Genomic DNA, 16,468 nt, shown 5'->3' with positions numbered 1-16,468 from the left:
TCGAATCCGAAATCGGGATCTACCCCTATGGATATCGTCAAGCTTGCCATCCAGAATGCGCGGCTGACCATTTCGGTGCTGCTGTTCCTGCTGCTCGCAGGAGCCATCGCGTATATGTCCGTGCCGAAGGAAGCCGAGCCGGACGTGCCGATCCCGATGATGTACGTCTCCCTGGTCTATCAGGGGATATCACCGGAGGATTCGGAGCGGCTGCTGCTGAGGCCCGTCGAGACCAAACTGAAGAGTCTGAAGGGGCTGAAGGAGATGCGCTCGGCCGCCTTCCAGGGGGGCGGCTACGTGCTGGTCGAGTTCGACCCGTCGACCGACCTTGCCCAGGCGCTGCAGGACACCCGCTCCAAGGTGCAGGACGCCAAGGCAGACCTGCCGCAGGCTGCTGAAGAACCGACCGTCAACGAGGTCAACATCTCCGAATTCCCGGTGCTGGTCGTCACCCTGTCCGGCCACGTGCCGGAGCGCGTGCTGGCCAAGGCCGCGCGTGAACTGCGCGACCGCATCGAGGAGGTTCCGGGCGTGCTGGAAGGCACGCTGCAGGGCTCGCGCGACGATCTCGTCGAGGTCGTGGTCGACCCGGTGAAGCTTTCCTCCTATGGGCTGCAACTCGACCAGCTGATGCAAGGCGTCGGCCAGTCCAACAGCCTGGTCGCTGCCGGCAACATAGAGGGCTCGGAAGGCAAATATGCGGTCAAGGTGCCGTCGCTGATCGAGACGCCGGAAGACGTCGCCAACCTGCCGGTGGTGGCCGGTCCGAATGCGGTGGTGCAGGCGAAGGACGTCGCCACCATCCGCTCCACTTTCAAGGACGCCGAGACCATCACGCGTCTCGACGGCAAGCCGGCGATCGCCATCGAAGTGAAGAAGCGCATCGGCGCCAACATCGTCGAAACGATCGAAGGAGCGAAGAAGGTCGCCGACGAATTCGTCAAGATCGCGCCGGCAGGCATGGAAGTCACCTACACGCAGGACAAGTCCGTCTTCGTGAAGCAGTTGCTGAACGATCTGCAGAACCACGTGCTGATCGCCGTCATCCTGGTCTTCATCGTCATCCTCTACGCGCTGTCGGGCCGCGCCTCGCTGCTCATCGGCCTGGCCATCCCGTCATCGTTCCTGATCGGCATCCTGCTGCTTGCCATGATGGGCTACACGATCAACATGATCGTGCTGTTCTCGCTGATCCTGGCGGTCGGCATGCTGGTGGACGACGCCATCATCGTCACCGAATTCGCCGAGCGGCGCATGACGGAAGGCATGCCGAAGGAGGAAGCCTTCGCATTGGCCGCCAAGCGCATGGCCGGCCCGGTCATCGCGGCCACCATGACGCGCATCGCGGCCTTCTCGCCACTTCTGTTCTGGCCCGGCATCATCGGCGACTTCATGAAATACCTGCCGATCACATTGATCGTCACGCTGGCCGCGTCGATGCTCTATGCTTTGGTGTTCACGCCGACGCTCGGCGCGATTTTCGCCAAAGCGGAGGTCCACAGCGAGGAAGAGCGCAAGGACGGCGCCTACATGGCGGTGGTGCGCAAGGCCGTGCAGTACCCCAAGACCGTACTGGTGCTGACGGTCGCGCTGCTGGTCGGCGTGCAGGTTGCCTATTCCAAATACGGCGCCGGCGTCGAATTCTTCCCGAATGTCGAGCCGGACTACGGCCTGCTTTACGTGCATGCGCGCGGCAATCTTTCGCTTGCCGAGATGGATGCGGCGACGCGCATGGCCGAGGAAAAGCTGCTCGGCTGGCCGGGCGTGAAATCGGTCTACACCCGCGTCGGCAAGACCCAGGGCGGCGGCGCCGATATTCCGGAAGATGTCGTCGGCGTCATCCAGTACGAGTTCGTCGACTGGCGCGAGCGCAAGGCTGCGAACCAGATTCTCGACGACCTGCGCAAGGCAACGGCCGGAATTCCGGGCGTCGATGTCGAGGTGCGCGTGCCGGAGGCAGGCCCGCCGACAGGCAAGCCGATCCAGGTGCGCATCTCCGCGGTCGACCCGGCCGGCATCGAAAAGGTGGCGCGCGAGGTTGCATCCGGCATCGCCAAGGTGCCAAGCGTCATAGACGTGTCAGACGGCCTGCCGCCGCCCGGCATCGACTGGGCGCTCGAGGTCGATCGCAGCAAGGCGGCGCAATATGGCATCAATCCGACTTCGGTCGGCACCGTGGTGCAGCTGGTTACCAATGGGCTGAAGCTCAGCGAGTACCGTCCGGCCGGTGCTGACGACGCCGTCGATATCCGCCTGCGCCTGCCGGAAGACCGGCGAACGCTGTCGACGCTGGATGAACTGCGCGTGCAGACCAGCCAAGGTTCGGTGCCGATCTCGAACTTCGTCATCCGCAAGCCGGAGCCGCGCGTCGGTACGCTGAACCGTATCGACGGCGCCCGCACCGTGGTGGTGCAGGCAAATGTCGCGGCTGGCGCGCAGGTGGCGGCCGTGCAGGCGGAGGTGACCAAGGCGATCTCCGACATGGGGCTTCCCGACAACTTCCGCTGGAAGCTGGCCGGTTCCAACGAAGACAGCGCGGAGGCAAGCGCCTTTCTGTCGAAAGCATTCGGCGCCGCGATCTTCCTGATCTTCCTGGTGCTGCTGGCGCAGTTCAACAAGTTCACATCCGTCTGGCTTGTGCTGTCCTGCGTGGTCATGGCGACGATCGGTGTGTTCCTCGGGCTCATGATGACGGGCCAGCCGTTCGGCATCGTCATGTCCGGTATCGGCGTGATCGCGTTGGCGGGTGTGGTGGTGAACAACAACATCGTGCTGATCGACACTTATGACCGGCTGCGCGAGGAAGGCTGGGACAAGACGGAAGCGGTCCTGCAGACCTGTCGCGAGCGTGCGCGCCCGGTTGTGCTGACGGCTGTTTCGGCGATCCTCGGCGTTTTGCCGATCGCCTTCGGCCTCGGCCTCGAGATATTCCACCACGAGACGACGATCAACGCACCGTCGACGCAGTGGTGGATATCGCTGTCGTCGGCGATCGTGTTCGGCCTGTCCTTTGCGACACTGCTGACGCTGGTGGTGACGCCCGCCATGCTGATGGTGTTCACTCGCGCCAAGCGCAAGCCCGGGCAGCGCAGCTGGCTTGGCCGGCTGTTCCGCGGTCGCAAGGCGGCCTCGAACGACGACCTGCCGGATCTCGGTCCGGTGGACGCATTGCCCAAGGCTGCCGAGTAAAACACATGGATGAAAGAAAAAGGCCGCCACGTGGCGGCCTTTTTCTTTCTTTGAGGCCCGGTGCCGTCAGGCGGCTTCCATCGGCGCGGTGAGGCTGGCCACCGGGATGCCAAGATCCGTCAGGGCCTCGGCAACAGCGCGATCGATAGGTGTGTGCGGGATCCGTCCGATCAATCCTCCCAGCCGGTCGGAAACCAGCCGATGTGGTTGGAAGCGCAGGTAGGACATCTCAAGGATCGCCTTCCACATCGGCACGAAGGGAGCGGCGACCTTGAACACCCACCAGGGCATCGAGGCCATGCCGAGCTTGCGGCCGACGGCATGTTCGAGGGCAGCCTTCATCTCCAGGTCGGTGATGGCGTGACCGGGGAAGTGCAGGTTCTCATAGTTGCCCAGATCATCCAGACGATCCGCAAGCGCGACAAAGGCATCGGCGAGGTCGGGCAGATAAGCCCATTCATGCACAATGTCGGTCGGGCCGGCGGCCGTGTAGATGCCCTTTTCGATCTTCGATACCATGACCAGATCGAACCATGAGCCCGTACCGGTACCACCGAAGAAATCGCCGGCGCGCAGCAGGATGGTGCGCAGGCGTCCGGCATCCGCTTCCGCGCGCAACAAGTTTTCGACCGCGACGCGGATGCGGCCCTTCTCGGTTGTGGGGTGGATGGGCGCATCCTCGGTGATCATTTCGGGGATGGGCGAGCCGTAATTGTAGACATTGCCAGGGAAGAGCAGGACTGCGTCATTGGCTTCGCAGGCGGCAACGACATTCTCGGCCATCGGCAGTACCGTGCTCCAGTCGGAATAGATCGGGTTCAGGCCATGGAACACGATGTCGACACCGGCAGTGGCACGCACCAGCGCCTCGCGGTCGAGGGCGTTGGCGGCGATGCCGGTTGCACCGGCGAGATCGGCCGGCAGCTTGCCGCTGCGGGTGATGCCACGGACGTCGTAGCCGGCCTGAACGAATGCCTTGCCGACGGCCCGGCCGAGCCGTCCGTTGGCGCCGAGGATTGCAATGCTGGTCATGTGAAGTCTCCTGGTCGATGTTGCGATGGCCTTATTTTCTCCTTTCATGAACGAATGGAAATTGACTGATTTCGGCTTTCTGTTATTCATTTTTGAATATGAAGGATATCGACTGGAACCTGATCAAGAGCTTCGTGGCGGTGGCCGAGACCGGCAGCCTGTCGGCGGCGGCGCGCAAGCTTTCCGCCAGCCAGCCGACGCTTGGGCGCCACATCACCGAATTGGAGCAGGCGCTCGACGTCACGCTGTTCCGGCGTGGCCGGCAAGGGCACGAACTTACCGAGGCGGGCGCGTTGCTTTATGAACGCGGCCAGTCGGTCGCCGCGCAGGCGACGGCTTTTTCGTTGCTTGCGCTGGGCTCCGTGGAGGCGATCGAGGGAACGGTTCGCATCGCGGCCAGCGAGATGGTGGCCGCTTACGTCCTGCCTGAGATCCTTGCCAGGCTTGGTCTGGAGGAACCCGGCATCGAGATCGAGGTGGTCGCTTCCAATCAGGTCGAGAACCTGCTGCGCCGTGACGCCGATATCGCCATCCGCATGGTCCGGCCCGTACAGAACGAGCTGGTTGCCCGCAAAGTCACCGACATCGCGCTATGTGCCTGTGCCGCGACCAGCTATGTCGAGCGGCGCGGCCGGCCTGAAACCGCGGCCGATATCGTCAACCACGACATTGTCGGCTTCGACCGCGATGACAGCATCATCCGCGGGTTTGCCGCTGCAGGCATCGCATTGGAGCGCAATGCTTTCCGCTTCCGCTGCGATAACCAGATCGTGCATTGGCAGGCCGTGCGCGCCGGCAATGGCATCGGCTTCACGCAGCGTCCCCTGGTCGATCGGGATCCGCTGGTCGAGCCACTGCTGCCCGACCTTGCACTCCCGTTACTGCCGGTGTGGCTCGCCATGCACCGCGATGTGCGCGGTTCGCTGCGCATCCGCCGCGTCGTGGATTTCCTGCACGAAGCGCTGAAGCGCTATTCCGCCGGTTGAGCGGCGAAATCGGCCGTGTGGGCAAGGCTCGACATCAGGAAAACGATAACGAGGAAGCCGGACAGCACCACGAACACGGTCGAGAAGCCGACGTGTTCGGCGGCAAAGCCGATCAGCGACGGCGCCAGCAGTATGCCGGAATAGCCCATGGTGGTGACGACGCTCATTCCCGTGCCGGATGCCATGCCGGGCTGATTGCCTCCGGCCGAGAAGGCGATCGGCACCATGTTGGCGATGCCCAGGCCCGAAAAGGCGAAGGCTGCGATGACCAGCCAGGGCCAGGGCGACAGTGCTGCAACCAGCATGCCGGATGCTGCGATCAACGAAGAAATGCGCAAGGTCGTCACGGCGCCGAAGTGGTTGCGCACGCCATCGCCGGCAAAGCGCATCAAAGCCATCGCGCCGGAGAAGAAGGCATAGGCAAGACCCGCGGTCGCGAGTTCCGCACCAAGCTCCTGCTTCAGATAAAGCGCCGCCCAATCGAGTACTGCACCCTCAGGGATCATCGACATCAGCGCCATCAGGCCGACAAGGTAGACGGTCGCGGTCTTCGGCAGCGTGAACTTGTGATGCTCTTGTGCCACCGGCTTCCGGTCGGTGATCAGGTACCGCCAGGCAACTGCGAGAAAGATGATCGCAATCACGGTGACGATGATCGCGTGGGTGACGTGTCCGTAATGCTGGATGATAAGACCACCGGCTCCGCCGCCGGCGAAGCCGCCGAGACTCCAGAAGGCGTGCGAGGATGACATGACGGCGCGCGACAGCCGGCGCTCCACCGCAACGGCATTGGCGTTCATGGCCACGTCCATGCCGCCGATCAAACCGCCGAACAGGAACATCGCCACGACCGCCAGCGGAACGCTTGGCGCCAGCGCCACCAGCAACAGGCCGAACACGCAGACGGAGGCAAAACCGCGCACGACGGCACGCGAGCCGTGCCTGGACATGAGATAGCCGGACAACGGCATGAACGTCAGCGCGCCAAGGCCGAACAGCAGGATAAGCAGGCCGAGCGTCGCCTTGCTGATGTCCAGCCGGGTCAGGAAAACCGGGATCTGCGGTGCCCAGCTGCCGGTCAGAAGGCCATTGATGAAGAACATCGCCGCCACCGCCCAGCGACCGCGCGCGGCATTTTGCAGGGAGGAAACTGCGGTCATGGCGAGAGCTCGAAACAGGAATTGGAACGATTCAATCGTTAGATCGAATCAACCGTATCGTCAAGGGATCGGAGGAAGCCGGCTTGACTCAGTGGTTGCAGCAAGGGTGCAGAGGCGTGATGATTGCCTTGGAGATCAATGGTCCTTCGGGCGATTGATCTCGAAGGCGGCCTTCTGGGCGTTGGAGGCCTCAGTCTGGTGCTGTGTCTGCCACTCGGCATAGGGCATGCCGTAGACGATCTCGCGCGACTGGTCTTTGGAAAGGGCAACGCCTTCCGCCTCTGCCGCCTCGCGATACCAATTGGACAGGCAGTTGCGGCAGAAGCCGGCGAGGTTCATCAGGTCGATGTTCTGCACGTCGGTACGCTCGCGCAGGTGCGCGACCAGCCTGCGGAAGGCGGCGGCTTCGAAGTCGCGTTTCTGTTCGTCGCTCAGATCGGTCATGGCGGTATCCTCGTCTTGGCGCTTTACAGCGGCCCGGTACGCGAGCCGAACATCTTCACCGCTTGTATATCGGGACGGCGATTGACCGCGTCAACGATCGGTGCCAGCCGCTCTGCCCAGGCAAGTGCGCCCCTGGCATCGGCGATCAGGTCCTGGCGGATCTCGATCAAAGCATGCGCGAAGCCGTTGACGATGGCATGGCGGAACATGGTGTCGCCGCGCAATGCACCGTCATAGGGTTCATTGTCGCCAACCACGAGATCTTTGTCCGCAGCCAGCGCCTCGATGATCGGGTGCGGGGCGCGATCGTCGCGGTCCCACAGGATGCCGACATGCCAAGGCCTTGCGCGGCCCTGCATGACGGGGGTGAAAGAGTGCACCGAGAAGATGAAGGGCGCGCGGCCGGATTCTTTCGCAACCGAGGCGATCACCGCGGCCACAGCCTCGTGGTACGGACGGTAGAAACGCTCCAGCCGCGTCTCGCGCTCTTCGGGCGACATCGGATAGTTGCCCGGCACGACGGTGCCGTCATAGAGCTGGCGGATCAGCGTCGGGTCGTCTTCGCCGCGGTTTGGGTCGATCAGCAGACGCGAGAAGTTGGCGAGCACGGCCGGTGCGCCGAGCAAGGCAGCAAGCTCGCGGGTTACCGCCTCGACGCCGATATCGTAGGCGATATGGCGCTCGAATTCGGCAGCCGGCAGGCCAAGGGCACCATATTCTTCCGGCAGCTCGCGCCGGGCATGGTCGGCCACCAGCACGATGCCGCGACTGCGGTCACCCTCGATCAGGTCGAATGGCGCAAAAACTGTGGATCGGGTCATGGCACGGGGAAAATCAAGCGGTGGCGTCTCTGGGCGGGATGGTAACGTGATCCCATGAAGCGGAAGTCCGCGCAATGCCGTTGTTTGGTCAAGGTTTTTGCGAAAAACTTTCATCCTCCGGCATAGCATGCGCCGGCTTGCCAATTAAATCGATTGGATTCACAGTGGGGCGCGCGTTGACATGCGCCCGGACATCTTCGAAAAGGGCGCCTGATCATGCAAGTTTCACTCAGCGAGGGGTCTCGAATGGCATCCGCCAGCCGGCAGCGTAGGCGAAAGGGCTTTGCCCTGTTGCTGCCGCTGCTCGTCCTGTTCGCGGCGCCCCTGGTGATGGCTTCTCCGGCCAAGGCTGATTTCCGCGTGTGCAACGCCACCCAGAATCTGGTGGGCGTCGGCATCGGCTATCGCGCCAAGACGGGCTGGATCACCGAAGGCTGGTGGCACATCGAAGGTTCGACCTGCAAGACGCTGATCGAGGGTCCGCTGTCATCGAGGTTTTATTATCTCTATGCAGAAGATGCCGAGCGCGGCGGCCGTTGGGATGGTCCGATCTCGATGTGCGTGGCCGAAAAGGAATTCAAGATTGCCGGCGTAACCGATTGCGTCGCCCGGGGCTTTCAGCGCGCCGGATTCCAGGAATACGACACAGGCGAGCAGGCGAGCTGGATGGTCCAGCTGACCGAGCAGCCCACTGCGGATGGCACCCCGGCCGCTCCGCCAAGCAATGGTCAGAATAGTCAATGAGACGCAGCCGCAAGGTCAAGATCCTAGCCACCATCGGTCCCGCTTCCTCCGAGGAAGCGATGCTGAAGAAGCTCTTCGAGGCAGGCGCGGACGTGTTCCGCATCAATATGAGCCATGCCGATCATGACCTGATGCGTACACTTGTCGGTCGCATTCGTTCGGTCGAGGCTGCTGTCGGTCGTCCGATCGGCATCCTTGCCGACTTGCAGGGACCGAAGCTGCGTGTCGGCAAATTCGCCAACGGCGCGGAAGAGTTGAAAGTTGGCCAGACCTTTACGCTGGATGACAATCCGGCGCCAGGCGATTCCAACCGTGTTCATCTGCCGCATCCCGAGATCCTGCGCTCTGTGGCCGTCGGCGACCGGTTGCTGATCGATGATGGCAAAGTCGAGCTGAAGGCCGTTATGGTCGACGGCCGCTCGATCGTCGCCACCGTGGTGGTGGGCACCAAGATTTCCGACAAGAAGGGCGTGTCGCTGCCCGATACCGAACTGCCGGTCGGCGCGCTGACCGAAAAGGACCGCGCCGATCTCGATGCGGTGCTGGCGGCCGGCGTCGACTGGGTGGCGCTTTCCTTCATCCAGCGTCCGGAAGATCTCGCCGAGGCCCGCAAGATCGCACGCGGGCGGGCACTGCTGCTTTCCAAGATCGAGAAGCCGCAGGCGGTGGCGCGGCTGGCCGAGATCATCGAGCTGTCGGACGCGCTGATGGTGGCACGCGGCGATCTCGGGGTCGAGCTTCCGCTGGAGGCAGTGCCTGGCATCCAGAAGCAGATCACCCGCGCCGCGCGCCGTGCCGGCAAGCCGGTCGTGGTGGCGACGCAAATGCTGGAATCGATGATTTCCGCTCCGGTGCCGACCCGCGCCGAGGTATCGGATGTGGCCACCGCTGTGTTCGAAGGTGCCGATGCCATCATGCTGTCGGCCGAATCCGCCGCCGGTTCCTATCCGGTCGAAGCGGTGACGACCATGAACCGCATCGCTGAACGTGTCGAACGCGACCCGACCTATGCCGGTATCATCAATGCCCAGCGCTCCGAGCCGGAGGCGACCGGCGCCGACGCCATTTCGCTGGCGGCGCGCGAAATCGCCGAGACGCTGAAGCTGTCGGCGATCGTCACCTACACCGCTTCCGGTACGACGGGCCTGCGTGCGGCGCGCGAACGGCCGCAGGTTCCGATCATCGCACTGTCGCCGATCCTTGCTACAGCGCGACGCCTTTCGCTGTTGTGGGGCACGCATTGCGTGGTTTCGGAAGATGCGACCGATCTCGACGACATGGTCGATCGTGCCTGCCGAATCGCCTCCGAACAGGGTTTCGGCAAGCCGGGCGACCGCATCATCATCACTGCAGGCGTGCCGCTAAGGACACCCGGTTCCACCAACATGCTGCGGATCGCCTATCTCGGCGCGGATGTGAGGCAGTGAAAAGATCAGGCATTAGGGAATAGGCAGTCGGCAATGGATAATTGGCAGTAGCGAGCGGGGTGGCAAGCGAAAGCAGCTAGATCATCTTCTCTACTGCCTACTGCCTACTGCCTACTGCCTACTGCCTACTGCCTTTAGATCGCCTCGCCCGCCAATTCCTCTGACAGCTTCGACACTTGGTCCTGCGCATTGCGCAGCATCGGGTAGAGGTCGAGTACCTTCAGCCAGGCATCGAGCGCGGCCTGCTTGCGGCCGGTCTCGGCCATGATCTGGGCGATGCCCGACAGGGCACCAAAATGGCGCGGCTCCAGTTCCAGCGTCTGCTCGATGTCGGCCATCGACTTGGCATAGTTCTTCATCAGGAAGTGCGCCGTGGCGCGGCGATTCCATCCCTCGGCGTATTTTGGTTGCAGCGTCACCACCTGGTCGAGGAAGTCGAGCGCAACGTCGAACTTCTTTTCCTCGATCGCTTTTTGCGACCACTGCATCATCAGATCGACCGACGCGCTGCCCGACCGGCTCCACTCGTTCCAGATGCGACCGGCCACGAGTTCAGCAGACCGAGGGCTGCGGGCATGTTTCAGGTCGATGAAAAGCTGGTCGACACGCTGTTCGCGCGTCTGCGCTAGCGCAGGCTTGACGGCATTGTCGGCCGCGATGGCCGGCATCAGCGAAATAGAGAAGGAAAGCGCCGTACAAACGGCAAACAACGTCCGCATTCCCGGATTCTATCTCCGGGATGCCGGACGTTCAAACTGAATCTGAGTTCAGCATCATCACGCGGCGCCTGTAGATAGGCGCCACAAAGGGATCAGCCCTGACGCGCCTTGTAGCGCGGAGCGGTCTTGTTGATGATGTAGATACGGCCCTTGCGGCGAACCAGGCGGTTGTCACGATGACGCGCCTTGAGCGCCTTGAGCGAATTCTTGATCTTCATGGTCTTGCCCGTCGGTCTTTGAATCTCTTCGCATGACCTTGTCCGAAAAGTCTGCAACTTTTTGCTGCGCTGACCTTCGGTTCAGGATCATGCTCTGCCCGGTTTCGGGCTGAACTTGAAAGGCGCGCCCGAAGACGCGCCCTGTTGCGATCGGCTCATACCGGGGCGCCCCGTGCATGTCAACCTCGCAGGCGGCTTGATCACGCTTTCAGCCGGCAAATGCGCGGATGCGCGTGAAGTGCCCCATCTTGCGTCCCGGCCGGGCTTCGGCCTTGCCATAGAGATGCAACATCAGGTCCGGCTCGGCGAGCAATGCCGGCACCTGATCGATGTCGTGGCCGATCAGGTTTTGCATGACGCAATCCGAGTGCCGGCTGGCATCGCCAAGCGGCAAACCGGCGACGGCGCGGATATGCTGTTCGAACTGCGAGACAGTGCAGGCGGCCTCCGTCCAATGGCCGGAATTGTGCACGCGCGGCGCCATCTCGTTGGCAAGCAGGCTGCCGTCGGGAAGCACGAAGAACTCGATGCCGATCACGCCGACATAGTCGAGTGCGGTGATGATCGTCATGGCTGCCTGCTTGGCCGCATCCGCCGTAGCGCTCGAGATGCCGGAGGGCACGGTCGATGTGTGAAGAATGCCGTCGCGATGCACGTTGCGCGCGGGGTCGTAGACGGCGAGAGCGCCATCGGCGCCGCGCGCGGCAATCATGGAGATTTCGTATTCGAAGGCGACCAGTGATTCCAGGATCAGCGGCACGCCGCCCATCGCCTCATAGGTGCCTCCGGCCTCCCTGATGCCGCGCAGCACGCGCTGGCCTTTGCCGTCGTAACCGAGGCGCCGGGTCTTCAGCACGCCGTTGCCGTCGAACGCGTTCAGCGCAGCGGCAAGATCGGCGTCGTTGTCGATTGCGTGGAAGGCTGCGGTTGCGACGCCAACATCGTTCAAGAACTGTTTTTCGGTCACACGGTCTTGTGCCACCTGCAGTGCCCTTGCCGAAGGCCGCACCGGCCGTGTCGTCGAGAGCGTTTCCGCGGCGCTGACCGGAACATTCTCGAATTCATAGGTTACGATCGCGCAGGCGGCTGCGAGTTCGGCAAGGGCGGCCGGGTCGTCATAGGCTGCGACGATCTGCCGGTTGGCGACCTGGGCCGCCGGGCAATCCGCTTGTGGTTCGAGGATGATGGTCCGATAGCCGAGTTTTGCGGCGGCCATTGCCAGCATGCGGCCAAGCTGGCCGCCGCCGATGATGCCGATGACGGAACCTGCGGGAAGAGCAGCGGTCACGGCTGGTCCACCGGCTCGACGGCAACCCGGGCGGTCTGGCCGGCGCGCCAGCCATCGAGCCGTTCGGCCAAAGCCTTGTCGTTCAAAGCAAGCACGGCTGCAGCCAGCAGTGCCGCATTAGCCGCTCCCGCCTTGCCGATGGCCAGCGTGCCGACAGGAATGCCGGCCGGCATCTGCACGATGGAAAGCAGGGAGTCCTGGCCCGACAGTGCTTTCGATTCCACCGGCACGCCGAACACTGGCAGCGAGGTCATCGCAGCCGTCATTCCGGGCAGGTGGGCGGCGCCGCCGGCACCGGCGATGATCACCTTGTAACCGGAGGCCCTGGCGCCCTTGGCGAACTCATAGAGCCGGTCGGGTGTGCGGTGGGCCGAGACGATCAGCGCCTTGTGCGGGATCTCCAGCACCTCCAGCAATTCCGCGGCATGGCGCATGGTCGCCCAGTCGGACTGGCTGCCCATGATGATGGCGACATCGGCTTTATGCTCGGCCAAGTTGCTCTCCCCGGCGACAAAATGGCGAGGTAGCGGAATTTGCCTTGTCGGGCAAGGATTGCGGCGAGGTCCAGGCACGCCGAGTGCGCAATCCGAATAAGCGACAACTCATCCCTGAACGTAACATGGGTATTCACCGCGCTGCCGGACGCTGCGTTCAGGGTCGATTTCGATGATGCGCAACGGATTTGCGGTATCGGTTGTGGCCAGAAGCTCGCCACCCGGCGCAAACGCGAAGCCGCTGCCGCCAAACATGACGCCATCGCGCGTACGACCGCTTCGATTGGAACTCACGACATAGCTGCCCGAGACCATCGCGGCCATCTTGCCTGCGGTCAACCAGTTCTCGGTCGCAGTCCCCGTCGCGCGAGGCATGGCGATAAGCGTTGCCCCCTGGCGCCCGTAACCGCGTGCGTGTTCATTGAACATCGCATCCGTGCAAAGCATCACACCGACGCTCAGGCTGGAAGCGGTCGCGGCGATGAAGCCATTCCTCCCGGGAACATACCAACTCGCCTCATACCAGCCGGGTTCTTGCGGAAAGTAATGCTTGCGGTGGACGGCGCGTGCAACGCCGTTCTCGATCACGACCGCCTCATTGGCGAGCCGGCCTTCCGTCGGCACCGGTATGGAGGAAAGGATGGCCGGGATATCGAGCGCTGCGAGCGCATCGAGCCCCATGGCGTGAGCGTCGATGCTTTTCTGGGCCAAACTGGCGCTGAATTCCGGCTGGTTCGCGATCCAAGGCCCAAATGGCAGTTCGTTGGTGATCAGGATGTCCGGTCGCGCCTCGGTGACCCGGCTCGCAATCAGGGTCCACTCCGCACTCTGTGCTTTCAAGTCTTCCGGCCACTCCACGAAACCAACACGCATCTTGCCCTCACAAGAATGTCTGGATCAGAATCGGAGAGCTCCGGCCATGATGCATGACCAGGATCGCTCAGGCGATGATATCGGGAATGATGCGATCTTCGAGCGCGCTCAGCCGGTCCTTGAGCGCCAGCTTCTTCTTCTTCATGCGCTGCACCTGCAGCGGATCACAGCCCGTGGCGATCATCGCGTTGATGGCCGCGTCGAAATCGGCATGTTCCTGCTTCAAGCGTGCAAACTCGAGACGAATCTCGGCCTGTTCCTGTTCCGACATGTCCACCGTTCTGCTGACTCCGGCGCCCATGCGCGCCTCTGATGGGCGGGGGCCGCCGACCTTCGTCAGCGGCGCGACCGCATTATCACATTTCATGACGCGGTGGAATGCTACCACATGGCATTCGACAAGGCGAAGCAATGGTGGCACACTGTCATTTGGCCGTCACGCGGGCGCCCGCGGTGGACGTCGTGCGTCGGTCGCTGGCAAGGAATATGAAAGGGAGAACCATTCATGTCTCTAGCGTCCCATCTTGAAGAGCTTCAGCGGAAACACAGCGACATCGAACGCGAGATCGATGACGCACTGTTGCACCCGTCGGTGGACGATCTTGAAATCGTGTGCCTCAAGCGACGCAAGCTGGCTATTAAGGACGAAATGGCAAAATTGAGAGGCAGACCCTCGACCCATTAATTCGGCCTTCCAAATCGGCGTTCAGCGCCGAAATGCTCCCGGCGGCGCATAGCCGCCGGCCAGAGGCCATTCAATATTCCCACAGGGCTTACGCCGGGCGAAACAAGCAGATGCCTCGCATTTGCCGTTCATCGCCGTGCGTGGCAGCGGTGGAATCGGCCGTTGCAAGGTGATTTGACGGACCTTCGTCCACCTTGCCATTGACAAGGCTGTGCTGCTCCTCCACCTCATGCCCGGACGCATTTCTCATGAGGCGACCGGCATGACCGGGTATTTTTCCTCTCCATTTCCGCGCCGGCAGTCGGTAGGCGTCGACGTCGGTGGCGTGCTCGTCGGCGGTGCCGCGCCTGTTGTCGTGCAGTCGATGACAAACACCGACACGGCCGATATCGACCAGACGGTAGCTCAGGTCGCGGCACTGCATCGTGCGGGGTCGGAGATCGTTCGCATCACCGTCGACCGCGACGAAAGCGCTGCCGCCGTGCCGAAGATCCGCGAGCGGCTGGAGCGGCTCGGCGTCAACGTGCCGCTCGTCGGCGACTTCCACTATATCGGCCATAAGCTTCTGGCCGATCATCCGGCCTGTGCCGAGGCGCTGGCGAAATATCGCATCAACCCTGGCAATGTCGGCTTCAAGGACAAGAAGGACAAGCAGTTCGCCGAGATCGTCGAGATGGCGATCCGCCACGACAAGCCGGTGCGCATCGGCGTCAATTGGGGGTCGCTCGACCAGGAGCTGTTGACCCGGCTGATGGACGAAAACCAGGAGAAGGGTTCGCCGTTGACGGCCAACCAGGTCATGCGCGAGGCGATCGTGCAGTCTGCCATCCTGTCGGCGGAGCTTGCCGAGGAAATCGGGCTTGGCCGCGACAAGATCATCCTGTCGGCCAAGGTCAGCGGCGTGCAGGATCTGATTGCCGTCTACACCATGCTTGCGACCCGTTCCGATCATGCGTTGCATCTCGGGCTTACCGAGGCAGGCATGGGCTCGAAGGGCATCGTCGCCTCGTCGGCGGCGATGGGGATTCTTCTGCAGCAGGGCATCGGCGATACGATCCGCATTTCGCTCACACCGGAACCCGGCGGCGACCGCACCCGCGAGGTGCAGGTGTCGCAGGAATTGCTGCAGACCATGGGTTTTCGTCAGTTCGTGCCGATCGTGGCGGCCTGTCCGGGTTGCGGTCGCACGACCTCGACCGTTTTCCAGGAACTCGCCCAGTCGATCCAGGAGGATCTGCGCAAGAACATGCCGGTCTGGCGCGAGAAATATCCCGGCGTCGAGGAATTGAAGGTCGCTGTGATGGGTTGCATCGTCAACGGCCCGGGCGAATCCAAACACGCAGATATCGGTATCTCGCTGCCTGGCACCGGCGAGACGCCGAGCGCGCCGGTGTTCGTCGACGGCCGCAAGACGGCAACCCTGCGCGGACCGAATATTGCCGCCGATTTCGAGAAGATGGTCGCCGACTACATCGAACAACGGTTCGGCGGGCACGGCCAGGCGGCGGCAGAATAATACCGATGCGGCGCGCTGCCGGTTTCGCTTGTTTGGTTCTGTCGGCACTGCTGGGGGGTTCTCCTGCGCAGGCCGACCCTCCTCATACGCATTCGGCACAGAAACGGCTGATTGGGCGTGTTTGCGATCTGATCGAAGCGCACGCGGCCGAACAGGGCCTGCCGAAGGATTTCTTCGCCCGGTTGATCTGGAAGGAAAGCCGGTTCGATCCGAACGCGGTCAGCCCGGTCGGCGCCGAGGGCATTGCCCAGTTCATGCCGGGTACCGCCAAGATGCGCGGCCTCGTCAACTCCTTCGACATCGAACAGGCGATACCTGCTTCGGCCAAATATCTGTCCGAGTTGAAATCCGGCTTCGGCAATCTGGGACTCGCGGCCGCCGCCTACAATGCCGGCGAGAACCGGGTGACGCGCTGGCTGGGTTCCGGCGGATTCCTGCCGCTGGAAACGGAAGAGTATGTGCTCGACGTCATGGGTGAGCCGGCCGACAAGTTCTCCGACAAGGCCTATGCGGGGGTGGTGCTGCCACTCGATCCCAAGCAGCAGAATTTTTCCGCCGCTTGCAGGCGACTGCCGGTGAGCAAGGCGAGAACGGTGCCGATGGCGGCTGTGCACGTGAAGCCCTGGGGTGTCCAGGTGGCCGGAAACTTCCGCCGGTCCGCTGCCGTGCGGCAATGGCAAAGGGTACAGGCACGCTTTCCGGCCGTGCTTGCGAATGCCGACCCCGTGGTCAGTCGCGTGCGCACGCCGATGGGGCGGCGCGGCGTCTATGCCGTGCGCATCGGCGCCGACAACCGCAAGGCTGCCAACGAGATCTGCGACAAGCTGCACAGCGTCGGCGGCTCCTGTATCGTGCTGAGGAACAGATGACCG

Annotated in this window: 17 protein-coding genes; 7 read left to right on the top strand and 10 right to left on the bottom strand. The window is 62.8% G+C overall.

Features of this window, described 5'->3' with window-relative positions:
* Window positions 1-27 precede the first annotated feature (27 nt).
* Window positions 28-3,189, top strand: coding sequence for an efflux RND transporter permease subunit (locus tag AO692_RS30255; RefSeq protein ID WP_054313736.1), 3,162 nt, complete (start codon window positions 28-30; stop codon window positions 3,187-3,189).
* A 66-nt stretch (window positions 3,190-3,255) separates the two neighbouring features.
* Here the strand turns inward: AO692_RS30255 and AO692_RS30250 are convergent, their stop codons facing one another.
* Window positions 3,256-4,221: an NAD-dependent epimerase/dehydratase family protein gene (locus AO692_RS30250; protein WP_054313735.1), complete on the bottom strand. Its 966-nt coding sequence runs from the start codon at window positions 4,219-4,221 to the stop codon at window positions 3,256-3,258.
* A 98-nt stretch (window positions 4,222-4,319) separates the two neighbouring features.
* On the opposite strand from AO692_RS30250, the gene AO692_RS30245 reads away from it, so the two are divergent.
* Window positions 4,320-5,207: a LysR family transcriptional regulator gene (locus AO692_RS30245; protein ID WP_054313952.1), complete on the top strand. Its 888-nt coding sequence runs from the start codon at window positions 4,320-4,322 to the stop codon at window positions 5,205-5,207.
* Here the strand turns inward: AO692_RS30245 and AO692_RS30240 are convergent.
* The 3 genes from AO692_RS30240 to AO692_RS30230 form a co-directional block, all read right to left on the bottom strand.
* Window positions 5,192-6,367 (bottom strand): MFS transporter, encoded by a 1,176-nt coding sequence (locus AO692_RS30240; RefSeq protein WP_054313734.1) that lies wholly within the window; start codon window positions 6,365-6,367, stop codon window positions 5,192-5,194. The two genes, AO692_RS30245 and AO692_RS30240, sit on opposite strands and share 16 nt — an antisense overlap.
* A gap of 135 nt (window positions 6,368-6,502) precedes the next feature.
* A complete protein-coding gene (locus tag AO692_RS30235; protein WP_054313733.1) occupies window positions 6,503-6,811 on the bottom strand; it encodes a DUF1244 domain-containing protein in 309 nt (102 codons plus the stop codon).
* A 23-nt stretch (window positions 6,812-6,834) separates the two neighbouring features.
* A complete protein-coding gene (locus AO692_RS30230) occupies window positions 6,835-7,632 on the bottom strand; it encodes an N-formylglutamate amidohydrolase (protein WP_054313732.1) in 798 nt (265 codons plus the stop codon).
* 246 nt (window positions 7,633-7,878) lie between these two features.
* Here AO692_RS30230 and AO692_RS30225 point away from each other — a divergent pair, with 246 nt between their 5' ends.
* A complete protein-coding gene (locus tag AO692_RS30225; protein WP_054313731.1) occupies window positions 7,879-8,376 on the top strand; it encodes a DUF1036 domain-containing protein in 498 nt (165 codons plus the stop codon).
* Window positions 8,373-9,803 (top strand): pyruvate kinase, encoded by a 1,431-nt coding sequence (gene pyk / locus AO692_RS30220; RefSeq protein ID WP_054313730.1) that lies wholly within the window; start codon window positions 8,373-8,375, stop codon window positions 9,801-9,803. The genes AO692_RS30225 and pyk overlap by 4 nt, the downstream gene beginning before the upstream one ends.
* 134 nt (window positions 9,804-9,937) lie before the next feature.
* On the opposite strand, the gene AO692_RS30215 is transcribed toward pyk, so the two are convergent.
* The 6 genes from AO692_RS30215 to AO692_RS30190 all read right to left on the bottom strand — a co-directional run bounded on the left by AO692_RS30215 (window position 9,938) and on the right by AO692_RS30190 (window position 13,666).
* Window positions 9,938-10,522: a hypothetical protein gene (locus AO692_RS30215; RefSeq protein WP_054313729.1), complete on the bottom strand. Its 585-nt coding sequence runs from the start codon at window positions 10,520-10,522 to the stop codon at window positions 9,938-9,940.
* Window positions 10,523-10,614: 92 nt separating this feature from the next.
* Window positions 10,615-10,740: a type B 50S ribosomal protein L36 gene (gene ykgO / locus AO692_RS30210; protein ID WP_040974291.1), complete on the bottom strand. Its 126-nt coding sequence runs from the start codon at window positions 10,738-10,740 to the stop codon at window positions 10,615-10,617.
* A 208-nt stretch (window positions 10,741-10,948) separates the two neighbouring features.
* The gene (locus tag AO692_RS30205; RefSeq protein WP_152980030.1) at window positions 10,949-12,028 is read right to left on the bottom strand and encodes a 5-(carboxyamino)imidazole ribonucleotide synthase; all 1,080 of its coding nucleotides are present in this window, start codon (window positions 12,026-12,028) and stop codon (window positions 10,949-10,951) included.
* A complete protein-coding gene (purE, locus tag AO692_RS30200) occupies window positions 12,025-12,522 on the bottom strand; it encodes a 5-(carboxyamino)imidazole ribonucleotide mutase (protein WP_054313728.1) in 498 nt (165 codons plus the stop codon). The genes AO692_RS30205 and purE overlap by 4 nt, the downstream gene beginning before the upstream one ends.
* A gap of 108 nt (window positions 12,523-12,630) precedes the next feature.
* Window positions 12,631-13,395: a carbon-nitrogen hydrolase family protein gene (locus AO692_RS30195; protein ID WP_054313727.1), complete on the bottom strand. Its 765-nt coding sequence runs from the start codon at window positions 13,393-13,395 to the stop codon at window positions 12,631-12,633.
* A 67-nt stretch (window positions 13,396-13,462) separates the two neighbouring features.
* Window positions 13,463-13,666 (bottom strand): YdcH family protein, encoded by a 204-nt coding sequence (locus AO692_RS30190; protein WP_024922779.1) that lies wholly within the window; start codon window positions 13,664-13,666, stop codon window positions 13,463-13,465.
* Window positions 13,667-13,900: 234 nt separating this feature from the next.
* Between AO692_RS30190 and AO692_RS30185 the strand changes: the two genes are divergently transcribed.
* The 3 genes from AO692_RS30185 (at window position 13,901) to AO692_RS30175 (ending at window position 16,465) form a co-directional block, all read left to right on the top strand.
* Window positions 13,901-14,080: a DUF465 domain-containing protein gene (locus AO692_RS30185; RefSeq protein ID WP_054313726.1), complete on the top strand. Its 180-nt coding sequence runs from the start codon at window positions 13,901-13,903 to the stop codon at window positions 14,078-14,080.
* A 262-nt stretch (window positions 14,081-14,342) separates the two neighbouring features.
* Complete coding sequence (gene ispG, locus AO692_RS30180; RefSeq protein ID WP_054313725.1) at window positions 14,343-15,596, top strand: flavodoxin-dependent (E)-4-hydroxy-3-methylbut-2-enyl-diphosphate synthase; 1,254 nt, start codon at window positions 14,343-14,345, stop codon at window positions 15,594-15,596.
* 5 nt (window positions 15,597-15,601) lie between these two features.
* Complete coding sequence (locus tag AO692_RS30175; protein WP_054313724.1) at window positions 15,602-16,465, top strand: lytic transglycosylase domain-containing protein; 864 nt, start codon at window positions 15,602-15,604, stop codon at window positions 16,463-16,465.
* Window positions 16,466-16,468: the final 3 nt, after the last annotated feature.

Origin of the sequence: Mesorhizobium sp. 1M-11, from assembly GCF_001303895.1 — a bacterium.
GTDB lineage: Bacteria > Pseudomonadota > Alphaproteobacteria > Rhizobiales > Rhizobiaceae > Mesorhizobium.
Note: the sequence above shows the minus strand (reverse complement) of the source record. Positions and strands in the feature narration are given on the sequence as shown.

Bases quoted from the DNA above. Each gene is read 5' to 3' on its own strand.
- AO692_RS30255 (WP_054313736.1), top strand. From the start codon at position 28: ATGGATATCGTCAAGCTTGCCATCCAGAATGCGCGGCTGACCATTTCG.
- AO692_RS30250 (WP_054313735.1), bottom strand. From the start codon at position 4,221: ATGACCAGCATTGCAATCCTCGGCGCCAACGGACGGCTCGGCCGGGCC.
- AO692_RS30245 (WP_054313952.1), top strand. From the start codon at position 4,320: ATGAAGGATATCGACTGGAACCTGATCAAGAGCTTCGTGGCGGTGGCC.
- AO692_RS30240 (WP_054313734.1), bottom strand. From the start codon at position 6,367: ATGACCGCAGTTTCCTCCCTGCAAAATGCCGCGCGCGGTCGCTGGGCG.
- AO692_RS30235 (WP_054313733.1), bottom strand. From the start codon at position 6,811: ATGACCGATCTGAGCGACGAACAGAAACGCGACTTCGAAGCCGCCGCC.
- AO692_RS30230 (WP_054313732.1), bottom strand. From the start codon at position 7,632: ATGACCCGATCCACAGTTTTTGCGCCATTCGACCTGATCGAGGGTGAC.
- AO692_RS30225 (WP_054313731.1), top strand. From the start codon at position 7,879: ATGGCATCCGCCAGCCGGCAGCGTAGGCGAAAGGGCTTTGCCCTGTTG.
- pyk (WP_054313730.1), top strand. From the start codon at position 8,373: ATGAGACGCAGCCGCAAGGTCAAGATCCTAGCCACCATCGGTCCCGCT.
- AO692_RS30215 (WP_054313729.1), bottom strand. From the start codon at position 10,522: ATGCGGACGTTGTTTGCCGTTTGTACGGCGCTTTCCTTCTCTATTTCG.
- ykgO (WP_040974291.1), bottom strand. From the start codon at position 10,740: ATGAAGATCAAGAATTCGCTCAAGGCGCTCAAGGCGCGTCATCGTGAC.
- AO692_RS30195 (WP_054313727.1), bottom strand. From the start codon at position 13,395: ATGCGTGTTGGTTTCGTGGAGTGGCCGGAAGACTTGAAAGCACAGAGT.
- AO692_RS30190 (WP_024922779.1), bottom strand. From the start codon at position 13,666: ATGTCGGAACAGGAACAGGCCGAGATTCGTCTCGAGTTTGCACGCTTG.
- AO692_RS30185 (WP_054313726.1), top strand. From the start codon at position 13,901: ATGTCTCTAGCGTCCCATCTTGAAGAGCTTCAGCGGAAACACAGCGAC.
- ispG (WP_054313725.1), top strand. From the start codon at position 14,343: ATGACCGGGTATTTTTCCTCTCCATTTCCGCGCCGGCAGTCGGTAGGC.
- AO692_RS30175 (WP_054313724.1), top strand. From the start codon at position 15,602: ATGCGGCGCGCTGCCGGTTTCGCTTGTTTGGTTCTGTCGGCACTGCTG.